Raw genomic sequence first — 19,102 nt, forward strand, 5'->3', positions numbered from 1 at the left:
CTGGGTTGGCTTGAGAGATTGACCACAATGCCAGCATCGGGTTCGACGGCGGTTCGCCTGCTCGGCATCTCGGTGGCATGAGCACCGTCCGTAGCGCGCTGGCGTGACGTCCCTGCGGCATGTGTCGCTGCAAACGCGACAAGTGTAGCGCGACAGCGCGATCAGCAGGAGGGCATCGTGCGGTTAATTATCTGAAACAAAAGGCTTTCTTCAGCGTGGCACAGCGCTTGCTCTCTCGCTCGACAGCCGGGGCAGCCAAGCGCCCGGTTCTAATAAGAACGGAGAGCCACATGAACCGATTTGGCCAGCATCCGCGCCTGCCCGGCGCCCCCACCCGACTCTTTTTCGCCGCCATCGCACTGGGCGTTGCTTTCAGCCCGCAGACGTTCGCTGCACAGCCTGCGCAGGTTGACGGCGCGCGAATCAGCGCCGCCGATCAGGAACCGGGAAACTGGATGAGTCACGGACGCACGTACGACGAGCAACGCTTCAGCCCGCTGAAAAAGATCAACGACGGCAACGTCTCGGGACTGGGACTGGCCTGGACCTACAAGCTGGACATCGACCGGGGTGTCGAAGCCACGCCCATCGTGGTCGATGGCGTGATGTACACCACGGGGCCGTTTTCGGTGGTGTACGCACTGGATGCCCGCGATGGCAAACTGCTCTGGAAATACGACCCGCACTCCGATCGCAGCCGCGCGGGCGAGGCATGCTGCGATGCCGTCAACCGCGGCGTGGCCGTCTGGGGCGGCAAAGTATTCGTCGGCGTACTCGACGGCCGCCTGGAGGCCATCGACGCGAAAAGCGGGCAGAAGGTCTGGTCGGTGGACACCCGCACGGATCCCGATCGCAGCATCACCATCACCGGTGCGCCGAGGGTGGTGAAAGGCAAGGTCATCATCGGTAACGGCGGTGCCGAATATGGCGTGCGCGGCTACATCACTGCCTATGACGCCGAGACCGGCAAGCAGGACTGGCGATTCTTCACCGTCCCTGGCGATCCGAAACTGCCGCCGGAAAACAAGGCCATGGAGATTGCCAGCAAAACCTGGTTTGGCGACAAGTTCGTCGAACAGGGTGGCGGCGGGACCGTCTGGGATTCGATGTCCTACGACCCGAAACTGAACCTGCTGTACATCGGCGTCGGCAACGCCTCGTCCTGGAACCCGCGTCTGCGTTCTGAAGGCAAGGGTGACAACCTGTTTCTGTCGTCCATCATCGCCATCAATCCCGACAACGGCGAATACGTCTGGCATTACCAGACCACGCCCGGCGATGCGTGGGATTTCACCGCCACCGCGCACATCATGCTGGCGGACCTGAAGATCGATGGCAAAGAGCGGCAAGTGCTCATGCAGTCGCCCAAGAACGGTTTTTTCTACGTGATCGACCGCAAGACCGGCGAGCTGCTGTCGGCGAAAAACATCGTGCCGATCAACTGGGCGAGCGGCGTCGACATGAAGACCGGCAGGCCGATCGTCGATGAAAAGGCCGCGGTCTACTGGCGCGACCCGGAAAAGAAAGCGCTGTTGGTGCAGCCTGCATTCTGGGGCGCCCATGACTGGCAGCCGATGTCCTACAACCCGCAGACGGGCCTCGTCTACATTCCCGCGCACATCATGTCGGCGCTGTATCAGGACGTCGACGGCCAGCCGCCGCGCAAGAAATTCAAGAGCATGTACCAGTTGCAGGTCAACACCGGAATGATGCCGGAGGACCCGGACGGCCTGCGCAAACTGGCCGACACCTGGACCGGTAAGCTCATCGCCTGGGATCCGCTCAAGCAGGAGGCGCGCTGGGAAGTGCCGTATTCGACGATCTTCAACGGTGGCACGCTGAGCACCGCGGGCAACCTGTTGTTCGAGGGCACTGCGGACGGGCGGGTGGTCGCCTATTCGGCCGACAAGGGCAAGGTGTTGTGGGAGCAACCGGCCAACACCGGTGTGATGGCCGGCCCTGTGACGTATGAGGTGGATGGCGAGCAGTACGTGACGTTCATGGCGGGATGGGGCGGCGCGTTTTCGACCTTCGCCGGCGCGTTGTCGTTGCGCGCCGGGGTCAAGCCCAACGCCCAGGTGCTGACCTACAAACTGGGCGGAACGGCGAAGCTGCCTGACCTGAAATACAAATACGCCGATCGCAAGGTCGATCCACCGGCCTTCACCGGCACCACCGAGCAAGTGGACAAAGGCCGCGCGCTGTTCAACGGCCATTGCGACACCTGCCATGGCATCAACGCGATCAGCGGCGGCGTGCTGCCGGATCTGCGCATGCTCAGCAAGGAAAATCATCAGATGTTCCTCGGCATCGTCTATGGCGGCCGGGTCAATGACGGCATGCCGTCGTTCGCCGAGGAGCTCAAGCCCGATGAAGTCGAGCTGGTGCACCAATACATCATCAAACGCGCCAACGACCTGAAGAAAGAAATGGCGTCGGCCAAGACCGCAGCGGCGCAGTAAACGCCCTACCTGTAGGAGCGTGACTTGTCCCGCGATTGCAATGTGTCGGCACCCCATTGCTGTCTGACACATCGCCATCGCGGGCAAGGTGGAGCGCCACCCCGGTCGCCCCTGCAGGGATCACATATCCAATCGATAAAAAGAGGCAACCCCCATGAGCAACCCGCTACCGATCTACCAAAGCTATATCGATGGCGCCTTCAGCGCCGGCGACAACCACATTCAGGTGTTCAATCCGGCCAACGGCGATCTGCTGGGCTCGGTGCCGGAAACCAGCCTGAGCGAGGTCGAGCGGGCCATCGCCGCCGCCCGCTCGGCGCAAAAAGGCTGGGCTCGCAAGCCGGCCAACGAGCGCGCCGGTTACCTGCGCCAGATCGCGACCAAGGTGCGCGAGAACGCCGACCGGCTGGCGCGAATCATTACCGCCGAGCAGGGCAAGGTGCTGGGGTTGGCGCTGGTGGAAGTGAACTTCACAGCCGATTACCTGGATTACATGGCCGAGTGGGGGCGCCGTCTCGAAGGCGAAATCCTCACCAGTGACCGGCCTGGTGAAAACATCTTCGTATTCCGCAAGCCTCTGGGCGTGGTCGCGGGCATTCTGCCGTGGAATTTTCCGTTCTTCCTGATTGCCCGCAAGCTCGCCCCGGCGCTGATCACAGGCAACACCATCGTGATCAAACCCAGCGAAGAAACGCCGATCAACTGCTTCGAATTCGCCAAATTGCTCGCCCAGACCGATCTGCCCAAAGGCGTGGTCAACATCGTCTCCGGCAGGGGCGCTACGGTGGGTAACGCGCTCAGCGCCAGCGCCGGGGTGGACATGGTCAACTTCACCGGCAGTGTTGCCACCGGCCAGCGAATCATGGCTGCCGCCGCGCACAACATCACCAAACTCAACCTGGAGCTGGGCGGCAAGGCACCGGCCATCGTGCTGGCGGACGCTGATCTGGATCTGGCGGTCAAGGCGATCACTGCATCGCGGGTGATCAACACCGGGCAGGTGTGCAACTGCGCCGAGCGCGTCTACGTCGAGCGCAAGGTTGCCGATCAGTTCATCGAGAAAGTCAGCGCCTCAATGGCTGCGACTCGATACGGTGACCCGCTGGCAGAGGAAGGGCTGGACATGGGGCCGCTGGTGAACAAGGCCGGTCTGGACAAAGTCGCGCAGATGGTTGAAACCGCGGTGGGCGATGGCGCGCAGGTGATCACTGGCGGCGCGGTGGCCGACCGTGACGGCAAGGGCTTCCACTACCAGCCGACCGTGCTCGCCAATTGCCGTCAGGACATGGAAATCATGCGCCAGGAGATCTTCGGGCCGGTGCTGCCGATCCAGATCATCGATGATCTGGATCAGGCGATCGATTTGGCGAACGACTGTGAATACGGTCTGACGTCCTCGATCTACACCCGCGACCTCAGCGCGGCCATGCGCGCCTGCAACGAAATCGACTTCGGCGAAACCTACATCAACCGGGAAAATTTCGAGGCCATGCAGGGCTTCCACGCCGGCATCCGCAAGTCCGGGATCGGCGGCGCGGACGGCAAGCACGGCGTCTACGAATTCACCCATACCCACGTGGTGTACATCCAGATCTGAGGCGCTTTCATCCGCCCCGGTTGGGCTGCACGATCCGGTATTTTTTCATCTTGCGGTAAAGCGTTGACCGGGCGACGGCGAACTCGTCGGCGACCCCGGTCACGTTCCACTGGTGCCGGCGCAGGGCTTCCTTCAGACGCTGTTCTTCGTCGTCTGCGGTGAGCCGTGCCAGCGGCAAGCGGTCGGGCAGGGCACTGGGTACGGCGTGGTCGAGTGCCGCCTGATCGACAATGTCCGCCGGCAGACACGTCGTGTCGATCAGCCCTTCGTCGGCGACTGCCACTGCGTAACGCAGCACATTGATCAACTGGCGAATGTTGCCTGGCCAGGCGTACCGGCTTAACAACTTCAGGCTGACCGGGTCGATGCGGCAGGCTTGCCCGCCAGGCTGATCACGCAGCACCGAATCGATCAGCATCCGGATGTCGCTGCGCTCGCGCAACGCCGGCAGGTGCAGGGTCATGCCGTTCAACCGGTAGAACAGGTCCTCGCGAAAGGTCTTGCTGGCCATCATGCTGGCCAGGTTCTGATGGGTCGCGGAGATGACCTGGATGTCCAGCGGCATGGGCGTGTCAGCGCCCAAGGGCGAAATTTCCCGCTCCGCCAGTACGCGCAGCAAGCGGGTCTGCAAATGCGCGGGCATGTCACCGATTTCGTCCAGGAACAGGGTGCCGCCATTGGCGATTTCCAGCTTGCCTTTCATGCCTTTCTTGCTGGCACCGGTAAAGCTGCCGCTGCGATAGCCGAACAGTTCGCTCTCGATCAGGGTTTCCGGAATGGCTGCGCAGTTGAGCGCCACGAACGGCCCGGCCCGCCGTTGGCTCGCGAGGTGAATCGCGCGAGCGAAGGCTTCTTTGCCGGTGCCGGTCTCGCCGTTGATGAGGATCGGCAGGTCCTTGTTCAGCACCTTGCGCAAGCGCGCCACACTCTGCTGCAGGCGCAGGTCGCCACCGCTCAGCCGCTCCAGCGTTGGCGCGCAATGATGCATCTGCGCAGGCCGCGGCTCCGGCGACCGGGCAGGCTGAACCTTGACCGGCATGCGCAAGCCGACCTCCAGCAAGCGCTGGCCGCTGCGCAGACGCGTGGCATTGGCGCCACCGTTGCACAGTCGCAGCAGTTGCTCGACGTCTACCGGCAGCAGCGCGCTCAATGCTTGCCCCAGCAGCGGGCCGTCGCCATGGTTCTGATGCTCGACGAACGCCGCACGGTTCGCGCCGATCACCCGGCCCTGGTCGTCCAGCGCCAGCAATTGCTCGTTGGCCAGGTCGCTGATGTCCTCGCAGGGCTTGATCATCAGCGTCAGGGTGTTGCGGTGGCTGTGGCGGAAGTAGGCGTTCTCGATCATCCGCGCGTACATGATCACCAGTTGCAGTGTCAGGTATTGTGCCTCTTTTGGACCGTTGCTGTTCAGGCAGGACGCGTTGAGGCAGCCACGCACCTGGCCCAGCGAATCGAAGATCGGCGAGACCGAACAGCTCAGGCGATCGTTTTCCCGCAGAAAGTGCTCATCGCGATGAATGATCAACGCGCTGCCCGAGGCCAGGCCGGTGCCGATGCCGTTGGTGCCGACCAGCGATTCATCCCAGCGCGAACCTACGATCAGGCCCGAATCGGCGTAGGCGCTGCCGGTGGTTGGCACCCGCGAGTCCAGCGCGATGCCGTGTTCGTCGCTCAGCAGCACGGCGAATCCGGCCTGACCCACGCGCTTGGCCAGGCCGCTGACGCCTTGGCCGGCGATGGTCATGTAATCGTGGTGGAATTCCTGATGGCGATGAATCTCCGCGGCGCTGAGGATCACCTTGTTGGCCCGGCCTGCCGGCTTCAGACCGTGCTCGACCACGCTGCGATACCAGGACTGCACAATCAGGCCATCGGACGGCAGGCTGCGGTCGGCAAAGTAATCGCCGACGAACGCTTTGAGATCAGCAGGTCCGGTGGCTGAGGTCTGCAACGGCATAGATGACTCTCCTGATGCGGCTGCGACCATGAGGCCTCAACGCATGATTATTGTTCTGTGTCCTCTGAGGACGGCCGCCGAGGCATTCGGGGCGGCAGGGATAACGCTCAGACTAGCGGCTGTGACGAAATATGCCTGTTACAAAAAATAATTCACGGCGCGCTCCGGGTACAGCAAATGCTGTACCCGATCGCCTGCGGCACAGCGCAGCCCGGGCCAGAGCGGCGGAGCGCGACACCCGGATCAGCGCGCTGCACGGCACCTGTTGCAAGGTCGCGACAGCTGTAGCGCAAGTGTCTCGCCGCCGCGCCGGGGCCGAGGCTGCGCGGGTCTTGCGGTGTCCGGACAACGGCGTATAACCGGAGCTGCCGGGCTGTTCCGGTCAATCGAGGAGGCATCGTCCATGTGGACCCGACCTGCGTACACCGACCTGCGTATCGGCTTCGAAGTCACTATGTACTTCGCCAGCCGCTGAGCATCGAGCCCCGCCCGTGCGCGGGGCTTTTCTTGCCATTTTCGGGCGTCAGAGCTTGGCCCAGAAATCCTCTGCGAAATCGCTCAGTGCGGTGTTGGGACGGAACAGGCGGATCTCGACGGGAATGTCCCAATGCTCGTCCAGCGCCCGAACCAGCTTGCCGTTGGCCACTTCCGCCTCCGACAAGGTTGCGGGCAGCCAGGCGAAGCCTTTTCCTTCCTGAGCCATGGACAACAGCACCGCCGCCAGGTGGGAGCTGAAAACAGTGTTCAGCGTCGGCGGCCGGTCTTCCTTGCGCAGCCGCGCGGCGATGATCCGCCCCAGGCCCGACTCGGCCGTGTACGCCAGGTGTGGCGGCGCGATGCCTGGCGCCGCAGGTTCGCTGTTACGGGCGCGCAATGGCACTAACAGATCGTGGCCGACGACCTTGGACTGAAACTGATCGGCGGCAAAACGCGGCGGCACGTCGGGATGCTGATGGCACAACAGAAACTGCACTTCGCCGCCCAGCAGCATGTGCTCGCACACGCTCATGTTGTCCGACAGCAGGCGGATCGCCTCCAGCGGCCCTGAGCGTTCGGCGGCGCGCACCCAGCCCGGAAAAAAGGTGAACGACAGCGAGTGAGTGGCGGCGAAATGCAACGTACGCGCCTGCTTGCCTGCGACCTCGCGCGCTTCCTGACGCATCTGGTACAGGCGCCGGGTCATCTCCTGGGCATTGTCGAGCATGTGCCGTCCGGCATCGGTCAGCGTCGCGCCTTGGGTGGTGCGCTCGAACAGGTCGACGCCAACCCAGGTTTCGAGCGCGCGGATCCTGCGACTGAACGCCGGCTGGGTGACATGCCGAAGCTCGGCCGCCCGGGAAAAATTCCCGCTTTGCGCCAGTACATTGAAATCTTCCAGCCAGACCAATTCCATCGTGATGCCGTCCGCGCATTGAGTGCCGCGTTTTTAGCATTGGCCGCAACAAAAGGTCCAGCCCTAGAGTGGGCTCATCCAAGCGCTGCACCTCTTCACCTAAAACAACAGGAGTCACCCATGCGTATCGTCGATATTCGCGAGAAGACCGTTTCCATTGCCTCGCCGATTGCCAACGCCTACATCGATTTTTCCAAAATGACCTGCTCGGTGGTCGCCGTGATCACCGACGTGATTCGCGACGGCAAGCCGGTGATCGGCTACGGCTTCAACTCCAACGGTCGGTACGGGCAGGGGGCGCTCATGCGTGACCGCTTCCTGGCGCGCGTTCTGGAAGCAGACCCTGAAACGCTGATCGACCAGGCACACGACAATCTCGACCCGTTCGCCATCTGGAAAACCCTGATGACCAACGAGAAACCGGGCGGGCATGGCGAGCGTTCGGTGGCGGTGGGGACGATCGACATGGCGGTCTGGGACGCGGTGGCCAAGATCGAGGGCAAGCCGCTGTATCGCCTGCTGGCCGACCGTTACCGCAACGGCGTGGCCGACGACAAGGTGTGGGTGTACGCGGCCGGCGGCTATTACTACCCCGGCAAAGACCAGAGCAAGCTCAAGGCCGAGATGCAGAGCTACCTGGATCGCGGGTATGACGTGGTGAAGATGAAGATCGGCGCCGTGCCGCTGGCCGAAGACCTGCGCCGGATCGAAGCAGTGCTGGAAGTGGTGGGTGACGGCCAGCGCCTGGCGGTCGACGCCAACGGTCGTTTCGACCTCAAGACCGGCATCGCCTATGCCGAAGCGATCAAGCCGTACAACCTGTTCTGGTATGAAGAAGTGGGCGATCCGCTGGATTACGCGTTGCAAGCGGAACTGGCCAATCACTACGAGCTGCCGATGGCCACGGGCGAAAACCTGTTCTCCCATCAGGACGCGCGTAACCTGCTGCGCCACGGCGGCATGCGCCCTGACCGCGATTTCCTGCAGTTCGACTGTGCGCTGTCCTACGGTCTGGTGGAATACCTTCGCACACTCGACGTGATGAAGGACCTGGGCTGGTCGTCCCGTCGGGTCGTGCCTCACGGTGGGCACCAGATGTCCCTGAACATCGCTGCAGGCCTGCACCTGGGCGGCAACGAGTCCTACCCGGACGTGTTCCAGCCATTCGGCGGCTTCGCCGATGGTATCCGGGTAGAGAACAGCTACGTTGGACTGCCGGATATTCCGGGGGTGGGCTTCGAAGCCAAGTCCGCGCTGTATGCGGTGATGCGTGAACTGGGTGAGGGGGCGTAAACACGCCGCTTCGCCCCTGCAGGAGCGCGCTTGCCCGCGATGCGGTGTGTCAGTCACCGGCGATGTGTCTGACACATCGCAATCGCGAGCAAGCTCACTCCCACAAGGGTATTGCGGCGGGCGTGGTCTGGCGCCAAGCACCGAACCGGTGGGAGCGGGCACGCTCACTCCCACAAGGGTATTGCGGCACGGGGTGGTCTGGCGCCAAGCACCGAACCGGTGGGAGCGAGCTTGCTCACTCCCACAAGGGTATTACGGCGGGCGTGGTCTGGCGCCAAGCACCGATCCGGTGGGAGCGAGCTTGCTCGCGAAGACTGATCTCCAGACGCCGCATGCTCCACAGCTTGCACCGGCCTTTTCCCGGCTCAAGCCGCTCCTGTAGACGCTGCAAGCTTTTCGTAGGACCGGCTTTAGCCGGGAACGCGTCGGTTGTTACGTCGCTGATCGAAAGGGCGTTAAAGACAGATGGCTCACTCCCACCCGTCCTGCATCGCTCAAGCAGTCCTTTCCCCTCATACAAAAACAACAGTAAGGCAATCCATGGAACAGGCTTCGACACGCTGGTATTCCCAGCTCTACGTTCAGGTGTTGATCGGTATCGTCATAGGCGGTGCCATCGGCTTCTTTCTCCCCGACATCGGCGCCAAGCTGCAACCGTTCGCCGACGGCTTCATCAAGCTGATCAAGATGCTGCTCGCACCGATCATTTTCGGCACGGTGGTGGTGGGCATCGCCAAGATGGGCAGCGTCAAAGAGGTGGGACGCATTGGCGCCAAGGCGCTGATCTACTTCGAGATCCTCTCGACCCTGGCGCTGGTGATCGGTCTGGTGGTGGTCAATATTCTCAAGCCCGGCGTGGGCATGAACATCGACATCAACACCATCAACGGCAGTGCCATCAGCGGCTACACCCAGGCCGCCGCGGCGCAGGGCGGGGTGGTCGAATTCTTCATGAACATCATCCCGACCACGCTGTTCGACGCGTTTGCAAAAGGCGCGATGCTGCAGGTGATTCTGGTCTCGGTGCTGATGGGCGTTGCACTGGTGCAGATCGGCGAACCGGTCAAGCCGCTGGTCAATGTCATCGACATGCTGCTGCAGAGCCTGTTCCGTGTGGTGGCGATGGTCATGCGCCTGGCGCCGCTGGGGGCCGGGGCGGGGATGGCGTTCACCATCGGCAAATACGGCATCGGCACGCTGCTGTCGCTCGGCCAGTTGCTGGTCGCGCTGTACGTCACCACCCTGCTGTTCATCGTGGTGATTCTGGGCTCGGTGGCACGCTGGTCGGGGCTGCCGTTGATGCAGTTCCTGCGGTATTTCAAGGACGAAATTCTCGTCACCCTCGGGACCTGCTCCACAGAAGCGGTGCTGCCGCGAATGATGGTCAAGCTGGAAAAACTCGGCTGCGAGAAATCGGTGGTCGGGATGGTCCTGCCGACCGGTTACACGTTCAATTCCGACGGCACTTGCATCTACCTGACCATGGCGGCGATCTTCGTCGCGCAGGCGACCAACACGCCGCTGACCTTGTGGGATCAACTGACGGTGCTGGGCGTTCTGCTGCTGACCTCCAAAGGCTCGGCCGGGGTGGCCGGGGCGGGCTTCGTCACGCTGGCCGCGACGCTGTCGGTGTTCCACGGCATTCCCATGATCGGTCTGGTGCTGTTGCTGGGCGTCGACCGTTTCCTCAATGAAGCACGCGCGGTCACCAACCTGATCGGTAACGGCATCGGCACCATTGCCATTGCCAAATGGGACGGTTCTTTCGACAAAGCCAAGGCGGCGCGCGAGATCGCTGCGATGAACGACCGTTCCGCGAAACCCGGCCAGCCCACACCCTCGGTTGCCGATCCGCTGAGTGCGGCCCGCGTCGGAAAGTCGCAGGTTTGAAGCGCAAGGCTGGCCGCCGGCGCAGGGGAGCCGCCGGGCAGCCGTTCGCCGGCCAACCCGCGTGCGTCTGCAGTGATAGACTCTCGCCACTTCAGACGAGGAGCGACAGACGTGCGCAAGATGGCAATGATGGTGGCGGTGTTGATGCTGGCAGGTTGTGATGGCGGTAAGCCGGCTACGCCCGCCAAGGTTCCGGCGACCGATTCGGTCACAGAAGCCGCCACCCCGGCTTCGCCGCAATGGACCATTCGCGTCCATTTGAAGGAAGCCCTGAGCGACATGACCTACTGGCTGGTCGAGCACCATTACCCTTCGTATGTGGTCAAGGTCGATGGCAGGGAAGTGGTCATGATCGGGCCGTTCGAGTCGCAGGACGCCGCCGAGAAAGCCAAGACCGACATCGACGCAGCGCTGGTCAAAGGTCATCGGCTGTCACAGCTGGAAGTCATCCCTCCCAAGCCGTGATGCAGCGACTGCACGATGTAGCGCGACACCTTGCCATGGCTGTGACACCCTCGGTCAACGCGTTCGAATACTCGGGCGCGTAAACCGGGAATCGCCGTTATGGACGAGATTCAACGCCTGAGTGATTTGCTCAATGCCAATCAGCGTTACGAAGAGCAGAAGCAACAGCGTTTTCACGATGACCTCGTGCAGTGGAACGCCAGCATCGACGCGCTTTATCAGCAGGTCGAAGGCTGGCTCAAGCCCTTGGTCGAAGAGGGTCAGACCCGCTTCGAATACGATCCGCATCAGGCCCAGAGCAAGGGCTATCCTGACGATAACTCGCCGTTCAGAAGCCGCCGACTGACCTTTTCACTGGCCGCGCATCGGGTCACGTTCGTCCCGGACGCCATGGGACCGGCAGGGCAGGTGAGTGTGTCGGTCAACGGGCTGAGCCTGCACGGACAGGAGAAATATTCGTTACACCTGGAAGCCGAACGGCAGGTGTGGATGCTTAAGAAGACTGTCGGGGTCAAGGATTCGGAACCCCAGACGTTTACCGCTGATTACTTCGCCCGCCTGCTGCAAGGCGTGGTGCCGCAGCGGCGTTGAGCGGATCGGTAATGCAGCAGGGGAAGGCGGCAAATGCCGAAGGCCGTTGCCACGGCCTTGGGCAAATGCGATATCGGCGTGCCGACTCAGCGACGGCCCAGCAGCAGGCCGACAATCAGGCCGAAGCCAGCGGACACGGCGACGGTCTGCCACGGGTGGCCGCCGATGTAAGTTTCGGTCGCTTCGACCGCAGGTTTGGTGCGCTCACGCACATTGCCTACCGAGTCCAGTGCCTGTTTCAGCTTCAGGCTCAGTTGCGCGCGCACGGTCTCTCCCTCTTCGCCAACCAGCGCTGCGCTGTCCTTGAGCAGTTTGTCGGACTCTTCGATGAGGGCCGCCAATTCGCTGAATGCCTGATCCTTGATCTGTTCGGCGGCGTTCTGGGCAGCAGTTTTACGAGCCATGGCAATTTCCTTTCAGTTGATAATGGCAGTGAGCAATGGAGTCGCCGGGGCGAGAAAAAGTTGCAGGACATTTCGGACGGAGCCGAAAAAGTGCGACGAATGTCGTCGGGCAACGCCCTCGTCGGGTGTAAGATGCTGACGCTTTTGAGCCCGTACGCGGCTCGGTCATAGCGTTTCGTTTTTGCACACGAGGTAACCGTCATGAGTTTCAACCTGGCCAACAAGTCCCTTGCCGAACGCGCCGCCATCGAGGACGAAAAATCCCGTCTGTTCGAGCTGTGGCAGAGCAATCTGGGCAAGGCCAAGGGCGACGCGGCCCGCTTGATGGGCGAGCGCGCCAAGCGTAAGGGCAAATGGTCGGAGTGGGTGCGCGCCGAGCTCGACGCCATGTCGCCGCCTGAATACGCCAACATGGTCCGCGCAGAAGTCAATCGTCAGGTCGCCGCCGCGCGAGGCTGATGCCCACGGGTGCCCGCGGCTGAATGTGCCGTTGGCGGCCCTGTCAGCCGCGCCCGGCAGGCATCACCAGCTTCCGCTTGCCGGTTGCGGCAGGCTCAGCGTGCCGCTGTCATAAAACCGCATCGTTCCGAACAAACCGCCCGCCAGCTTGCCGTGCAATTCATACGGCAAATTGTCGAGGCGCTGCTGCTCGGTCAGCCCGACGGCCTGGCGCAGCGCGGCGAACGCTGACACCGTGACCGGCACCGTCAGCACGCCTTCAGAGAAACGGCCGATGGTGCCTTTCTGATCGCTGACGCCCGACGCCAGCAGTTTGCCGTTCACATCCAGATTCAGCGCCACGCCGTCGTACTCGATGTCGGTGTCGTTCGGATTCTGCAAGCGCAATTTGACGGCGAAGCGGATCTCAAGATCCTGGCCCTGCAAGGGCTCGATACCCACCACGTTGATGTTCAGCGGGTCACGATTGGGGAACAGCGCGCAGGCGCTCAGCGCCAGGATCAGCAGGCCGGCGAGCAGGGTTCGGATCGGGCGTAAGGGCATCGGACACTCCAGTGAAGCGGGCTGACGGGGGCGCGGCGCACCCCACTCAACAGCTTAGCGGTTCAACTGTGCGACCTCGCGGGCGCTGAGAGGTTCTGCTGGCGCAGGGAGCGCCGGGTCCTGCAAAACCTTGACCGTAGAGGCCTCCGGGTCGAACTCGGTGAGCTCCTCTTCCTGATGTTCTTCGGGCAGAAAAATGTTCAGCACGATGGCGCAGAACGCCCCGACCGTAATGGGCGATTCGAAGATGTTGTGCAGCGCTTTCGGCAACTCGCGCAGCACCTCCGGCACGGCGGCGACGCCCAGCCCCATGCCAAGTGAGATGGCCACGATCAGCATGTTGCGCCGATGCAGGCCAGCCTCCGAGAGAATCTTGATGCCGGCAACGGCCACGGTGCCGAACATGATCAGGGTGGCGCCCCCCAGAACCGGCTTGGGCATCAGTTGCAGCACGGCGCCGATGACCGGGAACAGGCCGAGCAGCACGAGAATGCCGGCGATGAAAAACGCCACATAGCGACTGGCGACGCCGGTCAGCTGGATGACGCCGTTGTTCTGCGCGAATGTCACCATCGGCAGGCTGTTGAACATGGCCGCCATCGCCGAGTTGAGGCCATCGGCAAGCAGCCCGGATTTGATCCGGCGGATGTACACCGGGCCACTGACAGGCTGTTGCGAGATCATCGAGTTGGCGGTGAGGTCGCCAGCCGCTTCCAGTGGCGATACCAGAAAGATCACGGCAATCGGTATGAACGCCAGCAAATCAAAGGAAAAACCGTACTTGAACGGCACCGGCAGACTCATCAACGGCACCTGCGGCATGTGCGCGAAGTCGATGCGCCCCATGTACCAGGCCACAGCGAAGCCAAGGGTCAGGCCGATGATAATCGCGCTCAGCCGCAGCAGCGGGATATTGAAGCGATTGAGCACCACGATCGTGACCAGCACCAAGCCTGCCAGCCCCAGATTCGCCGCCGAGCCCATGTCGCTGGCGCCGAACCCGCCGGCCATGTCGGTCATGGCGACCTTCAGCAGCGAGAGGCCCATGAGGGTAATGATCGTGCCGGTCACCACCGGAGTGATCAGCTTGCGCAGCTTGCCGATGAACTGACTGAGCGCCACTTCGATGAAGGCTGCGCAGAAGCACACGCCGAAAATGGTCGAAAGCACTTCTTCAGTGCCGCCGCCACGGCTCTTCACCAGGAAGCCGGCGCTGAGGATGACGCTGAGAAAGGAAAAACTGGTGCCTTGCAGGCAGAGCAGACCAGAACCGATCGGCCCGAAGCGCCTGGCTTGCACGAAGGTGCCCAGCCCCGAGACGAACAGCGCCATGCTGATCAGATAGGGCACCTCGCTGTCCAGGCCCAGCACGCTGCCAACGATCAGCGTGGGCGTGATGATGCCGACGAAGCTGGCAAGCACGTGCTGCAGCGCCGCGAAGATCGCGGCGGTGAAATGCGGTCGGTCGTTGAGGCCGTAGATCAGATCGGTCGGGCGTGAGGCGCGAGTTGACGCGGAGCTGCTTTGCGGTGTGGTCATGGTTAGCCTGCCAATTGTTTTTATTCGGTCGTGGGCTTTGCAGGTGACGCTGGACTGACCGGAAGACAGAACTTAACTGTCAGGTCAGGTTTTGCGACTCTACAACATGTCCACAGCATGAAAAACAATTTATTGAAAAATTGTGTACAAAATAACGGCATGAGTCAGCCAGAACGCCCGTTGTAAAAAGGGCGCGAAGGATGCCAGAAAATGTTTCGCGGGTCTGCGTCGGGCGCTTATTCTGTTGCCTTTGAACCTGACGTCGGCGATCGGCGTCCAACTCGGCGGGTTGTATTGGGCAATACCAGGTCCTGACGGGTCCATCTCTCGACAAGGAGGTTTCAACTGGGGCGTAAAGATCTTCATGAGCACTGCACAGCAATTTCCGTTGACTGATCTGCAAGTCACGTTGATTTCCCGAGCGCTTGCTGACCGCAGGCGATATCAGATTCTCGTTCAGATCGGCGCCAGCGATGAGCCGGTGCCGTGCGCCGCGCTGCTCAAGGTGCATCCGGTGAGCGCGGCGACGGTTTCCCATCATACGAAGGAGCTCGAGCGCGCCGGCCTGATCGCCACGCTGCGCGAAGGCAAGTACGCCAGTTTTCTGATCCAGCGCGAGGTGCTGCACGCGTACGCCCGGCAACTGATGCACATTTGAGCGTGCGCCAGGCGCACACTTGCACTGCCGCACACCGAGGTTGACCGATAGCGGCATATGCCCGTAAATTGGACGGCCTTTTTCCCTTCTCCTGCCTCACGCCAGGCGCATCCGGAGCTTGTTTATGTACCCAGACGTTCAGCTGTTCATCGATGGTCAATGGCGCACCAGTGAAGACGGTCGCACCCTGGCCGTCATCAACCCGGCCACGGGCGAAACCCTGGGCAGCGTCGCCCATGCCGGGATCGCCGATCTGGAAAAGGCGCTGCTCGCCGCCGAGCGTGGTTTCGAAACCTGGCGCAGCACGCCGGCGTACGACCGCTACAAGATCATGCAGAAGGCCGCCAATCTGCTGCGCGAGCGCGCTGACAGCATCGCCAGCATCATGACCCAGGAGCAGGGCAAGCCATTGGCCGAAGCGCGCATGGAAACCCTCGCCGCCGCCGATATCATCGACTGGCTGGCCGAAGAGGGCCGCCGCGCCTATGGCCGACTGGTGCCATCGCGCAACGTCTCGGTCGAGCAGAAAGTCATCAAGGAACCGGTCGGCCCGGTCGCCGCCTTCACGCCGTGGAACTTCCCGATCAACCAGGTGGTGCGCAAGTTGTCCTCTGCGCTGGCAGCCGGTTGCTCGATCATCGTCAAGGCGCCGGAAGAAACCCCGGCCTCGCCTGCCGAACTGATCCGTGCGTTTGTCGATGCCGGCGTGCCGGCCGGTGTCATCGGCCTTGTGTACGGCGACCCGGCGCAGATTTCCAGCTACCTGATCGCCCATCCGACCATCAAGAAAGTCACCTTCACCGGCTCCACTCCGGTGGGCAAGCAACTCGCCGCACTGGCGGGTCAGCACATGAAGCGCGCGACCATGGAACTGGGCGGCCATGCCCCTGCGCTGGTCTTCGACGACGCCGACATCGACCTCGCCGCCCGTGTGCTGGCAGGCGCCAAGTTCCGCAACGCCGGTCAGGTCTGCGTGTCGCCGACGCGCATTCTGGTGCAGCGCGGAGTGTTTGACGCGTTCGCCGAGAAATTCGTTGGCCTGACCCATGAGGTCAAGGTCGGCAATGGTTTGGAGCAGGGCGTGACCATGGGCCCGGTGGCCAATGAGCGGCGCATTCCGGCGCTGTCGGCCTTGATCAAGGATGCCAGCGACAACGGCGCCACGGTTCACACCGGCGGCAAGGCGGTCGAGGGGCCTGGCTACTTCTTCGAGCCCACCGTGCTCAGCGGCCTGACCACCGAAATGCGCATCATGAACGAAGAACCGTTCGGCCCGGTCGCGCTGCTGGTGCCATTCGACACCGTCGAAGACGCCGTCAAGGAGTCCAACCGCGTGCCGTTCGGTCTGGCGTCGTACGCCTTCACCACCTCCATGAAAACCGCGCACATCCTCAGCACCCGCATCGAGGCCGGTATGCTCTCCATCAACCACCAAGGCATTGGCCTGGTGGAAGTGCCATTCGGCGGCATCAAGGATTCCGGCTACGGCTCCGAAGGCGGCACCGAAGCTATCGAAGCGTACCTGAACACCAAACTGGTCACCGTGTTCAACCTGTAACACCCGGACCTTGCTGAAACAAAAGCCCACCTTCCGGTGGGCTTTTGCTTGGTGGGCATTTAGTGGTGGCTGGAAACGGCCTCTTCGTGAGCAAGCACGGGCCTCTTCCCGGCTAAAGCCGATCCTACAGACGCTGTAGACTTTCGTAGGACCGGCTTTAGCCGGGAAGGCGTCGGTTCTTGAACCGTTGATCGAAGGGGCGTTAGAAACAGTTGGCTCACTCCCACCTGTTTCGCGGTGTGACGCAGCTCGCCAAAACACCACATAACCCCTGTAGGAGCGAGCTTGCTCGCGATGGCTGCAGTTCAGCCACCCATCTCCTCCAGCAGAAACGCCCTCATCGCGAGCAAGCTCACTCCTACCTAGTTAGCGGCGTGACGCAGCTCGCCAGAACACCCCAAAACCCCTGTAGGAGCGCGCTTGCCCGCGAAGCCCTCATTTCAGCTCCCAAATTTCTACCAGCAGAAACACCCTCATCGCATGTAAGCTCATTCCCACTCATACAGCGTATCTTCCAGCGACGTGGCGGTTTTGCGTTACTGCGCCCTGCGCAGCGATCCGCTGAACTCCCGGCGCCTGGCCTGACTCTGAACCAAACATCACTCCGATCATCGGCGCAAGGATCAGGCATGGCTATCACCGGCGTTCAATCCGAAACGGAGCAGGCCAAGGGCAGGCTGTTCGAGACCGATCTGCCGGCGCGGCTGGACCGGCTGCCGTGGGGTCGGTTTCATACGTTGCTGGTGTTTGCCCTGGGCATCACCTGGCTGCTCGATGGTCTTGAAGTCACGCTCGCGGGTTCCGTCTCCGGAGCGCTGAAGGAGAGCCCGGTGCTGCGCCTCACGAATGCGGACATTGGCCTGGCGGGCGGTGCTTATATCTGTGGCGCGGTGCTGGGTGCGCTGTTTTTCGGCTGGCTGACGGACCGGCTGGGGCGCCGCAAGCTGTTCTTCATCACGCTGGCGCTGTACATCAGCGCGACTGCGGCCACGGCGTTTTCTTTCAGCCTGTGGAGCTTCATGCTGTTCCGCTTTCTGACCGGAATGGGCATCGGTGGCGAGTACACGGCCATCAACTCGACGATTCAGGAGTTCACCCCCGCGCGCTTTCGCGGCTGGGTGGACCTCACCATCAATGGCACGTTCTGGATCGGTGCGGCGCTGGGGGCGGGCGGGTCGATCCTGTTGCTGGACCCCGGCTGGATCGGCGCGGACCTGGGCTGGCGTCTGTGTTTCGGGATCGGCGCGGTGCTGGGACTGGTGATTCTGCTGATGCGACTGTGGCTGCCCGAAAGCCCGCGCTGGCTATTGATTCATGGCCAGAGCGAAGAAGCACGGAGCATCGTCGAGAACATCGAGCGGCGTTTTCGCGAGCAGGGTCACGCGCTGCCGACGCCCAGCGGCCCGCCTTTGCGCCTGCATGCCCGAGATCACACGCCGCTGCGGGAGATCTTCGACACGTTGTTCAATACCTACCGGCAACGGGCGCTGGTCGGCATGACGCTGTTGACCGCTCAGGCATTTTTCTACAACGCCATTTTCTTCACCTACGCGCTGGTGCTGACCGAGTTCTATCAAGTGCCGTCGGCGTCGATCGGCTGGTACGTGCTGCCGCTTGCGCTGGGCAACTTCTGTGGGCCGCTGTTGCTGGGGCGGCTGTTCGACGTGATCGGCCGCCGCGTGATGATCAGCCTGACGTACGCCGTCTCGGCGATTCTGCTGTGCATCAGCGGGTACTTGTTCGAGCAGGGCGTGTTGAACGTGACCCAGCAGGCGATTGCCTGGATGATCATTTTCTTCTTCGCCTCCGCGGCGGCCAGTTCGGCGTATCTGACCGTCGCCGAGACCTTTCCGCTGGAGATCCGCGCGCTGGCCATCGCGGTTTTCTACGCGTTCGGCACGGCTCTGGGCGGTATCGTCGGCCCGACGCTGTTCGGCAGGCTGATCGACAGCCATGAGCGCGGCCCGGTGTTCATCGGCTATCTGATCGGCGCGGCGTTGATGTTGCTGGCTGCGGCGGTGCAGGCGATCTGGGGCGTCTCTTCGGAGCGCAAATCCCTGGAGCAGGTCGCACGGCCGCTGTCTCAGGCGAGTGATTGACAGCGCGCTCTACCCAACGCCATCGCACAGCGGGCTCCAGCGCAGCCGATGCGCCAATCTCGCTGGCTTTGGCGCAGGTGCTTTTCCATGGATGGGCAGTCAGGTGTGTGCCGCACACCGGACTGGTCAGTTTTCTTCAATACCCCTGCAACGCTCGCCGATTAAGGTTCTCGCTCATCCAATGAGCAGCGAGT

16 protein-coding genes are annotated in these 19,102 nt (G+C 62.3%); 11 read left to right on the forward strand and 5 right to left on the reverse strand.

Features of this window, described 5'->3' with window-relative positions; all coding sequences use genetic code 11:
* The first annotated feature begins 290 nt into the window (after window positions 1-290).
* Window positions 291-2,462, forward strand: a complete 2,172-nt coding sequence (locus tag QRN36_RS07070; RefSeq protein ID WP_285423395.1) for a PQQ-dependent dehydrogenase, methanol/ethanol family — start codon at window positions 291-293, stop codon at window positions 2,460-2,462.
* 154 nt (window positions 2,463-2,616) lie between these two features.
* Complete coding sequence (gene aldA, locus QRN36_RS07075) at window positions 2,617-4,059, forward strand: aldehyde dehydrogenase (RefSeq protein ID WP_285423396.1); 1,443 nt, start codon at window positions 2,617-2,619, stop codon at window positions 4,057-4,059.
* A 7-nt stretch (window positions 4,060-4,066) separates the two neighbouring features.
* Here the strand turns inward: aldA and QRN36_RS07080 are convergent, their stop codons facing one another.
* Window positions 4,067-6,016 (reverse strand): sigma-54-dependent Fis family transcriptional regulator, encoded by a 1,950-nt coding sequence (locus tag QRN36_RS07080; protein ID WP_285423397.1) that lies wholly within the window; start codon window positions 6,014-6,016, stop codon window positions 4,067-4,069.
* 403 nt (window positions 6,017-6,419) lie between these two features.
* Here QRN36_RS07080 and pqqA point away from each other — a divergent pair, with 403 nt between their 5' ends.
* Complete coding sequence (pqqA, locus tag QRN36_RS07085; RefSeq protein WP_093467926.1) at window positions 6,420-6,491, forward strand: pyrroloquinoline quinone precursor peptide PqqA; 72 nt, start codon at window positions 6,420-6,422, stop codon at window positions 6,489-6,491.
* A gap of 48 nt (window positions 6,492-6,539) precedes the next feature.
* Here the strand turns inward: pqqA and QRN36_RS07090 are convergent, their stop codons facing one another.
* Complete coding sequence (locus QRN36_RS07090) at window positions 6,540-7,409, reverse strand: LysR family transcriptional regulator (protein WP_285423398.1); 870 nt, start codon at window positions 7,407-7,409, stop codon at window positions 6,540-6,542.
* A gap of 120 nt (window positions 7,410-7,529) precedes the next feature.
* Here QRN36_RS07090 and QRN36_RS07095 point away from each other — a divergent pair, with 120 nt between their 5' ends.
* The 4 genes from QRN36_RS07095 (at window position 7,530) to QRN36_RS07110 (ending at window position 11,648) form a co-directional block, all read left to right on the forward strand.
* A complete protein-coding gene (locus tag QRN36_RS07095; protein ID WP_285423399.1) occupies window positions 7,530-8,702 on the forward strand; it encodes a mandelate racemase/muconate lactonizing enzyme family protein in 1,173 nt (390 codons plus the stop codon).
* Window positions 8,703-9,242: 540 nt separating this feature from the next.
* Complete coding sequence (gene dctA / locus QRN36_RS07100; protein WP_285423400.1) at window positions 9,243-10,592, forward strand: C4-dicarboxylate transporter DctA; 1,350 nt, start codon at window positions 9,243-9,245, stop codon at window positions 10,590-10,592.
* 120 nt (window positions 10,593-10,712) lie between these two features.
* The gene (locus tag QRN36_RS07105; protein ID WP_373568713.1) at window positions 10,713-11,057 is read left to right on the forward strand and encodes an SPOR domain-containing protein; all 345 of its coding nucleotides are present in this window, start codon (window positions 10,713-10,715) and stop codon (window positions 11,055-11,057) included.
* 99 nt (window positions 11,058-11,156) lie between these two features.
* Window positions 11,157-11,648 (forward strand): hypothetical protein, encoded by a 492-nt coding sequence (locus QRN36_RS07110; RefSeq protein WP_285423402.1) that lies wholly within the window; start codon window positions 11,157-11,159, stop codon window positions 11,646-11,648.
* 86 nt (window positions 11,649-11,734) lie between these two features.
* On the opposite strand, the gene QRN36_RS07115 is transcribed toward QRN36_RS07110, so the two are convergent.
* A complete protein-coding gene (locus tag QRN36_RS07115; protein ID WP_285423403.1) occupies window positions 11,735-12,052 on the reverse strand; it encodes a YqjD family protein in 318 nt (105 codons plus the stop codon).
* 201 nt (window positions 12,053-12,253) lie between these two features.
* Between QRN36_RS07115 and QRN36_RS07120 the strand changes: the two genes are divergently transcribed.
* A complete protein-coding gene (locus tag QRN36_RS07120) occupies window positions 12,254-12,511 on the forward strand; it encodes a hypothetical protein (RefSeq protein WP_093467695.1) in 258 nt (85 codons plus the stop codon).
* A gap of 63 nt (window positions 12,512-12,574) precedes the next feature.
* On the opposite strand, the gene QRN36_RS07125 is transcribed toward QRN36_RS07120, so the two are convergent.
* Window positions 12,575-13,054, reverse strand: coding sequence for an LEA type 2 family protein (locus QRN36_RS07125; protein ID WP_285423405.1), 480 nt, complete (start codon window positions 13,052-13,054; stop codon window positions 12,575-12,577).
* A 54-nt stretch (window positions 13,055-13,108) separates the two neighbouring features.
* Window positions 13,109-14,593 (reverse strand): nucleobase:cation symporter-2 family protein, encoded by a 1,485-nt coding sequence (locus QRN36_RS07130; RefSeq protein ID WP_285423407.1) that lies wholly within the window; start codon window positions 14,591-14,593, stop codon window positions 13,109-13,111.
* 364 nt (window positions 14,594-14,957) lie between these two features.
* Between QRN36_RS07130 and QRN36_RS07135 the strand changes: the two genes are divergently transcribed.
* The 3 genes from QRN36_RS07135 (at window position 14,958) to QRN36_RS07145 (ending at window position 18,908) form a co-directional block, all read left to right on the forward strand.
* Complete coding sequence (locus QRN36_RS07135) at window positions 14,958-15,251, forward strand: helix-turn-helix transcriptional regulator (RefSeq protein WP_285423408.1); 294 nt, start codon at window positions 14,958-14,960, stop codon at window positions 15,249-15,251.
* 124 nt (window positions 15,252-15,375) lie between these two features.
* Window positions 15,376-16,809 carry an NAD-dependent succinate-semialdehyde dehydrogenase gene (locus QRN36_RS07140; protein WP_285423409.1) on the forward strand — a complete coding sequence of 478 codons (1,434 nt, stop codon included), beginning with the start codon at window positions 15,376-15,378 and terminating at the stop codon, window positions 16,807-16,809.
* A 629-nt stretch (window positions 16,810-17,438) separates the two neighbouring features.
* Window positions 17,439-18,908, forward strand: coding sequence for an MFS transporter (locus QRN36_RS07145; RefSeq protein WP_285423410.1), 1,470 nt, complete (start codon window positions 17,439-17,441; stop codon window positions 18,906-18,908).
* Window positions 18,909-19,102 lie beyond the last annotated feature (194 nt).

It is taken from the genome of Pseudomonas sp. efr-133-TYG-103a, assembly GCF_030209235.1.
Taxonomy (GTDB): domain Bacteria; phylum Pseudomonadota; class Gammaproteobacteria; order Pseudomonadales; family Pseudomonadaceae; genus Aquipseudomonas.

What these genes read in the sequence shown, in the direction of transcription:
- QRN36_RS07070 (WP_285423395.1), top strand. Translation starts at nt 291, where the DNA reads ATGAACCGATTTGGCCAGCATCCGCGCCTGCCCGGCGCCCCCACCCGA.
- aldA (WP_285423396.1), top strand. Translation starts at nt 2,617, where the DNA reads ATGAGCAACCCGCTACCGATCTACCAAAGCTATATCGATGGCGCCTTC.
- QRN36_RS07080 (WP_285423397.1), bottom strand. Translation starts at nt 6,016, where the DNA reads ATGCCGTTGCAGACCTCAGCCACCGGACCTGCTGATCTCAAAGCGTTC.
- QRN36_RS07090 (WP_285423398.1), bottom strand. Translation starts at nt 7,409, where the DNA reads ATGGAATTGGTCTGGCTGGAAGATTTCAATGTACTGGCGCAAAGCGGG.
- QRN36_RS07095 (WP_285423399.1), top strand. Translation starts at nt 7,530, where the DNA reads ATGCGTATCGTCGATATTCGCGAGAAGACCGTTTCCATTGCCTCGCCG.
- dctA (WP_285423400.1), top strand. Translation starts at nt 9,243, where the DNA reads ATGGAACAGGCTTCGACACGCTGGTATTCCCAGCTCTACGTTCAGGTG.
- QRN36_RS07105 (WP_373568713.1), top strand. Translation starts at nt 10,713, where the DNA reads ATGGCAATGATGGTGGCGGTGTTGATGCTGGCAGGTTGTGATGGCGGT.
- QRN36_RS07110 (WP_285423402.1), top strand. Translation starts at nt 11,157, where the DNA reads ATGGACGAGATTCAACGCCTGAGTGATTTGCTCAATGCCAATCAGCGT.
- QRN36_RS07115 (WP_285423403.1), bottom strand. Translation starts at nt 12,052, where the DNA reads ATGGCTCGTAAAACTGCTGCCCAGAACGCCGCCGAACAGATCAAGGAT.
- QRN36_RS07120 (WP_093467695.1), top strand. Translation starts at nt 12,254, where the DNA reads ATGAGTTTCAACCTGGCCAACAAGTCCCTTGCCGAACGCGCCGCCATC.
- QRN36_RS07125 (WP_285423405.1), bottom strand. Translation starts at nt 13,054, where the DNA reads ATGCCCTTACGCCCGATCCGAACCCTGCTCGCCGGCCTGCTGATCCTG.
- QRN36_RS07130 (WP_285423407.1), bottom strand. Translation starts at nt 14,593, where the DNA reads ATGACCACACCGCAAAGCAGCTCCGCGTCAACTCGCGCCTCACGCCCG.
- QRN36_RS07135 (WP_285423408.1), top strand. Translation starts at nt 14,958, where the DNA reads ATGAGCACTGCACAGCAATTTCCGTTGACTGATCTGCAAGTCACGTTG.
- QRN36_RS07140 (WP_285423409.1), top strand. Translation starts at nt 15,376, where the DNA reads ATGTACCCAGACGTTCAGCTGTTCATCGATGGTCAATGGCGCACCAGT.
- QRN36_RS07145 (WP_285423410.1), top strand. Translation starts at nt 17,439, where the DNA reads ATGGCTATCACCGGCGTTCAATCCGAAACGGAGCAGGCCAAGGGCAGG.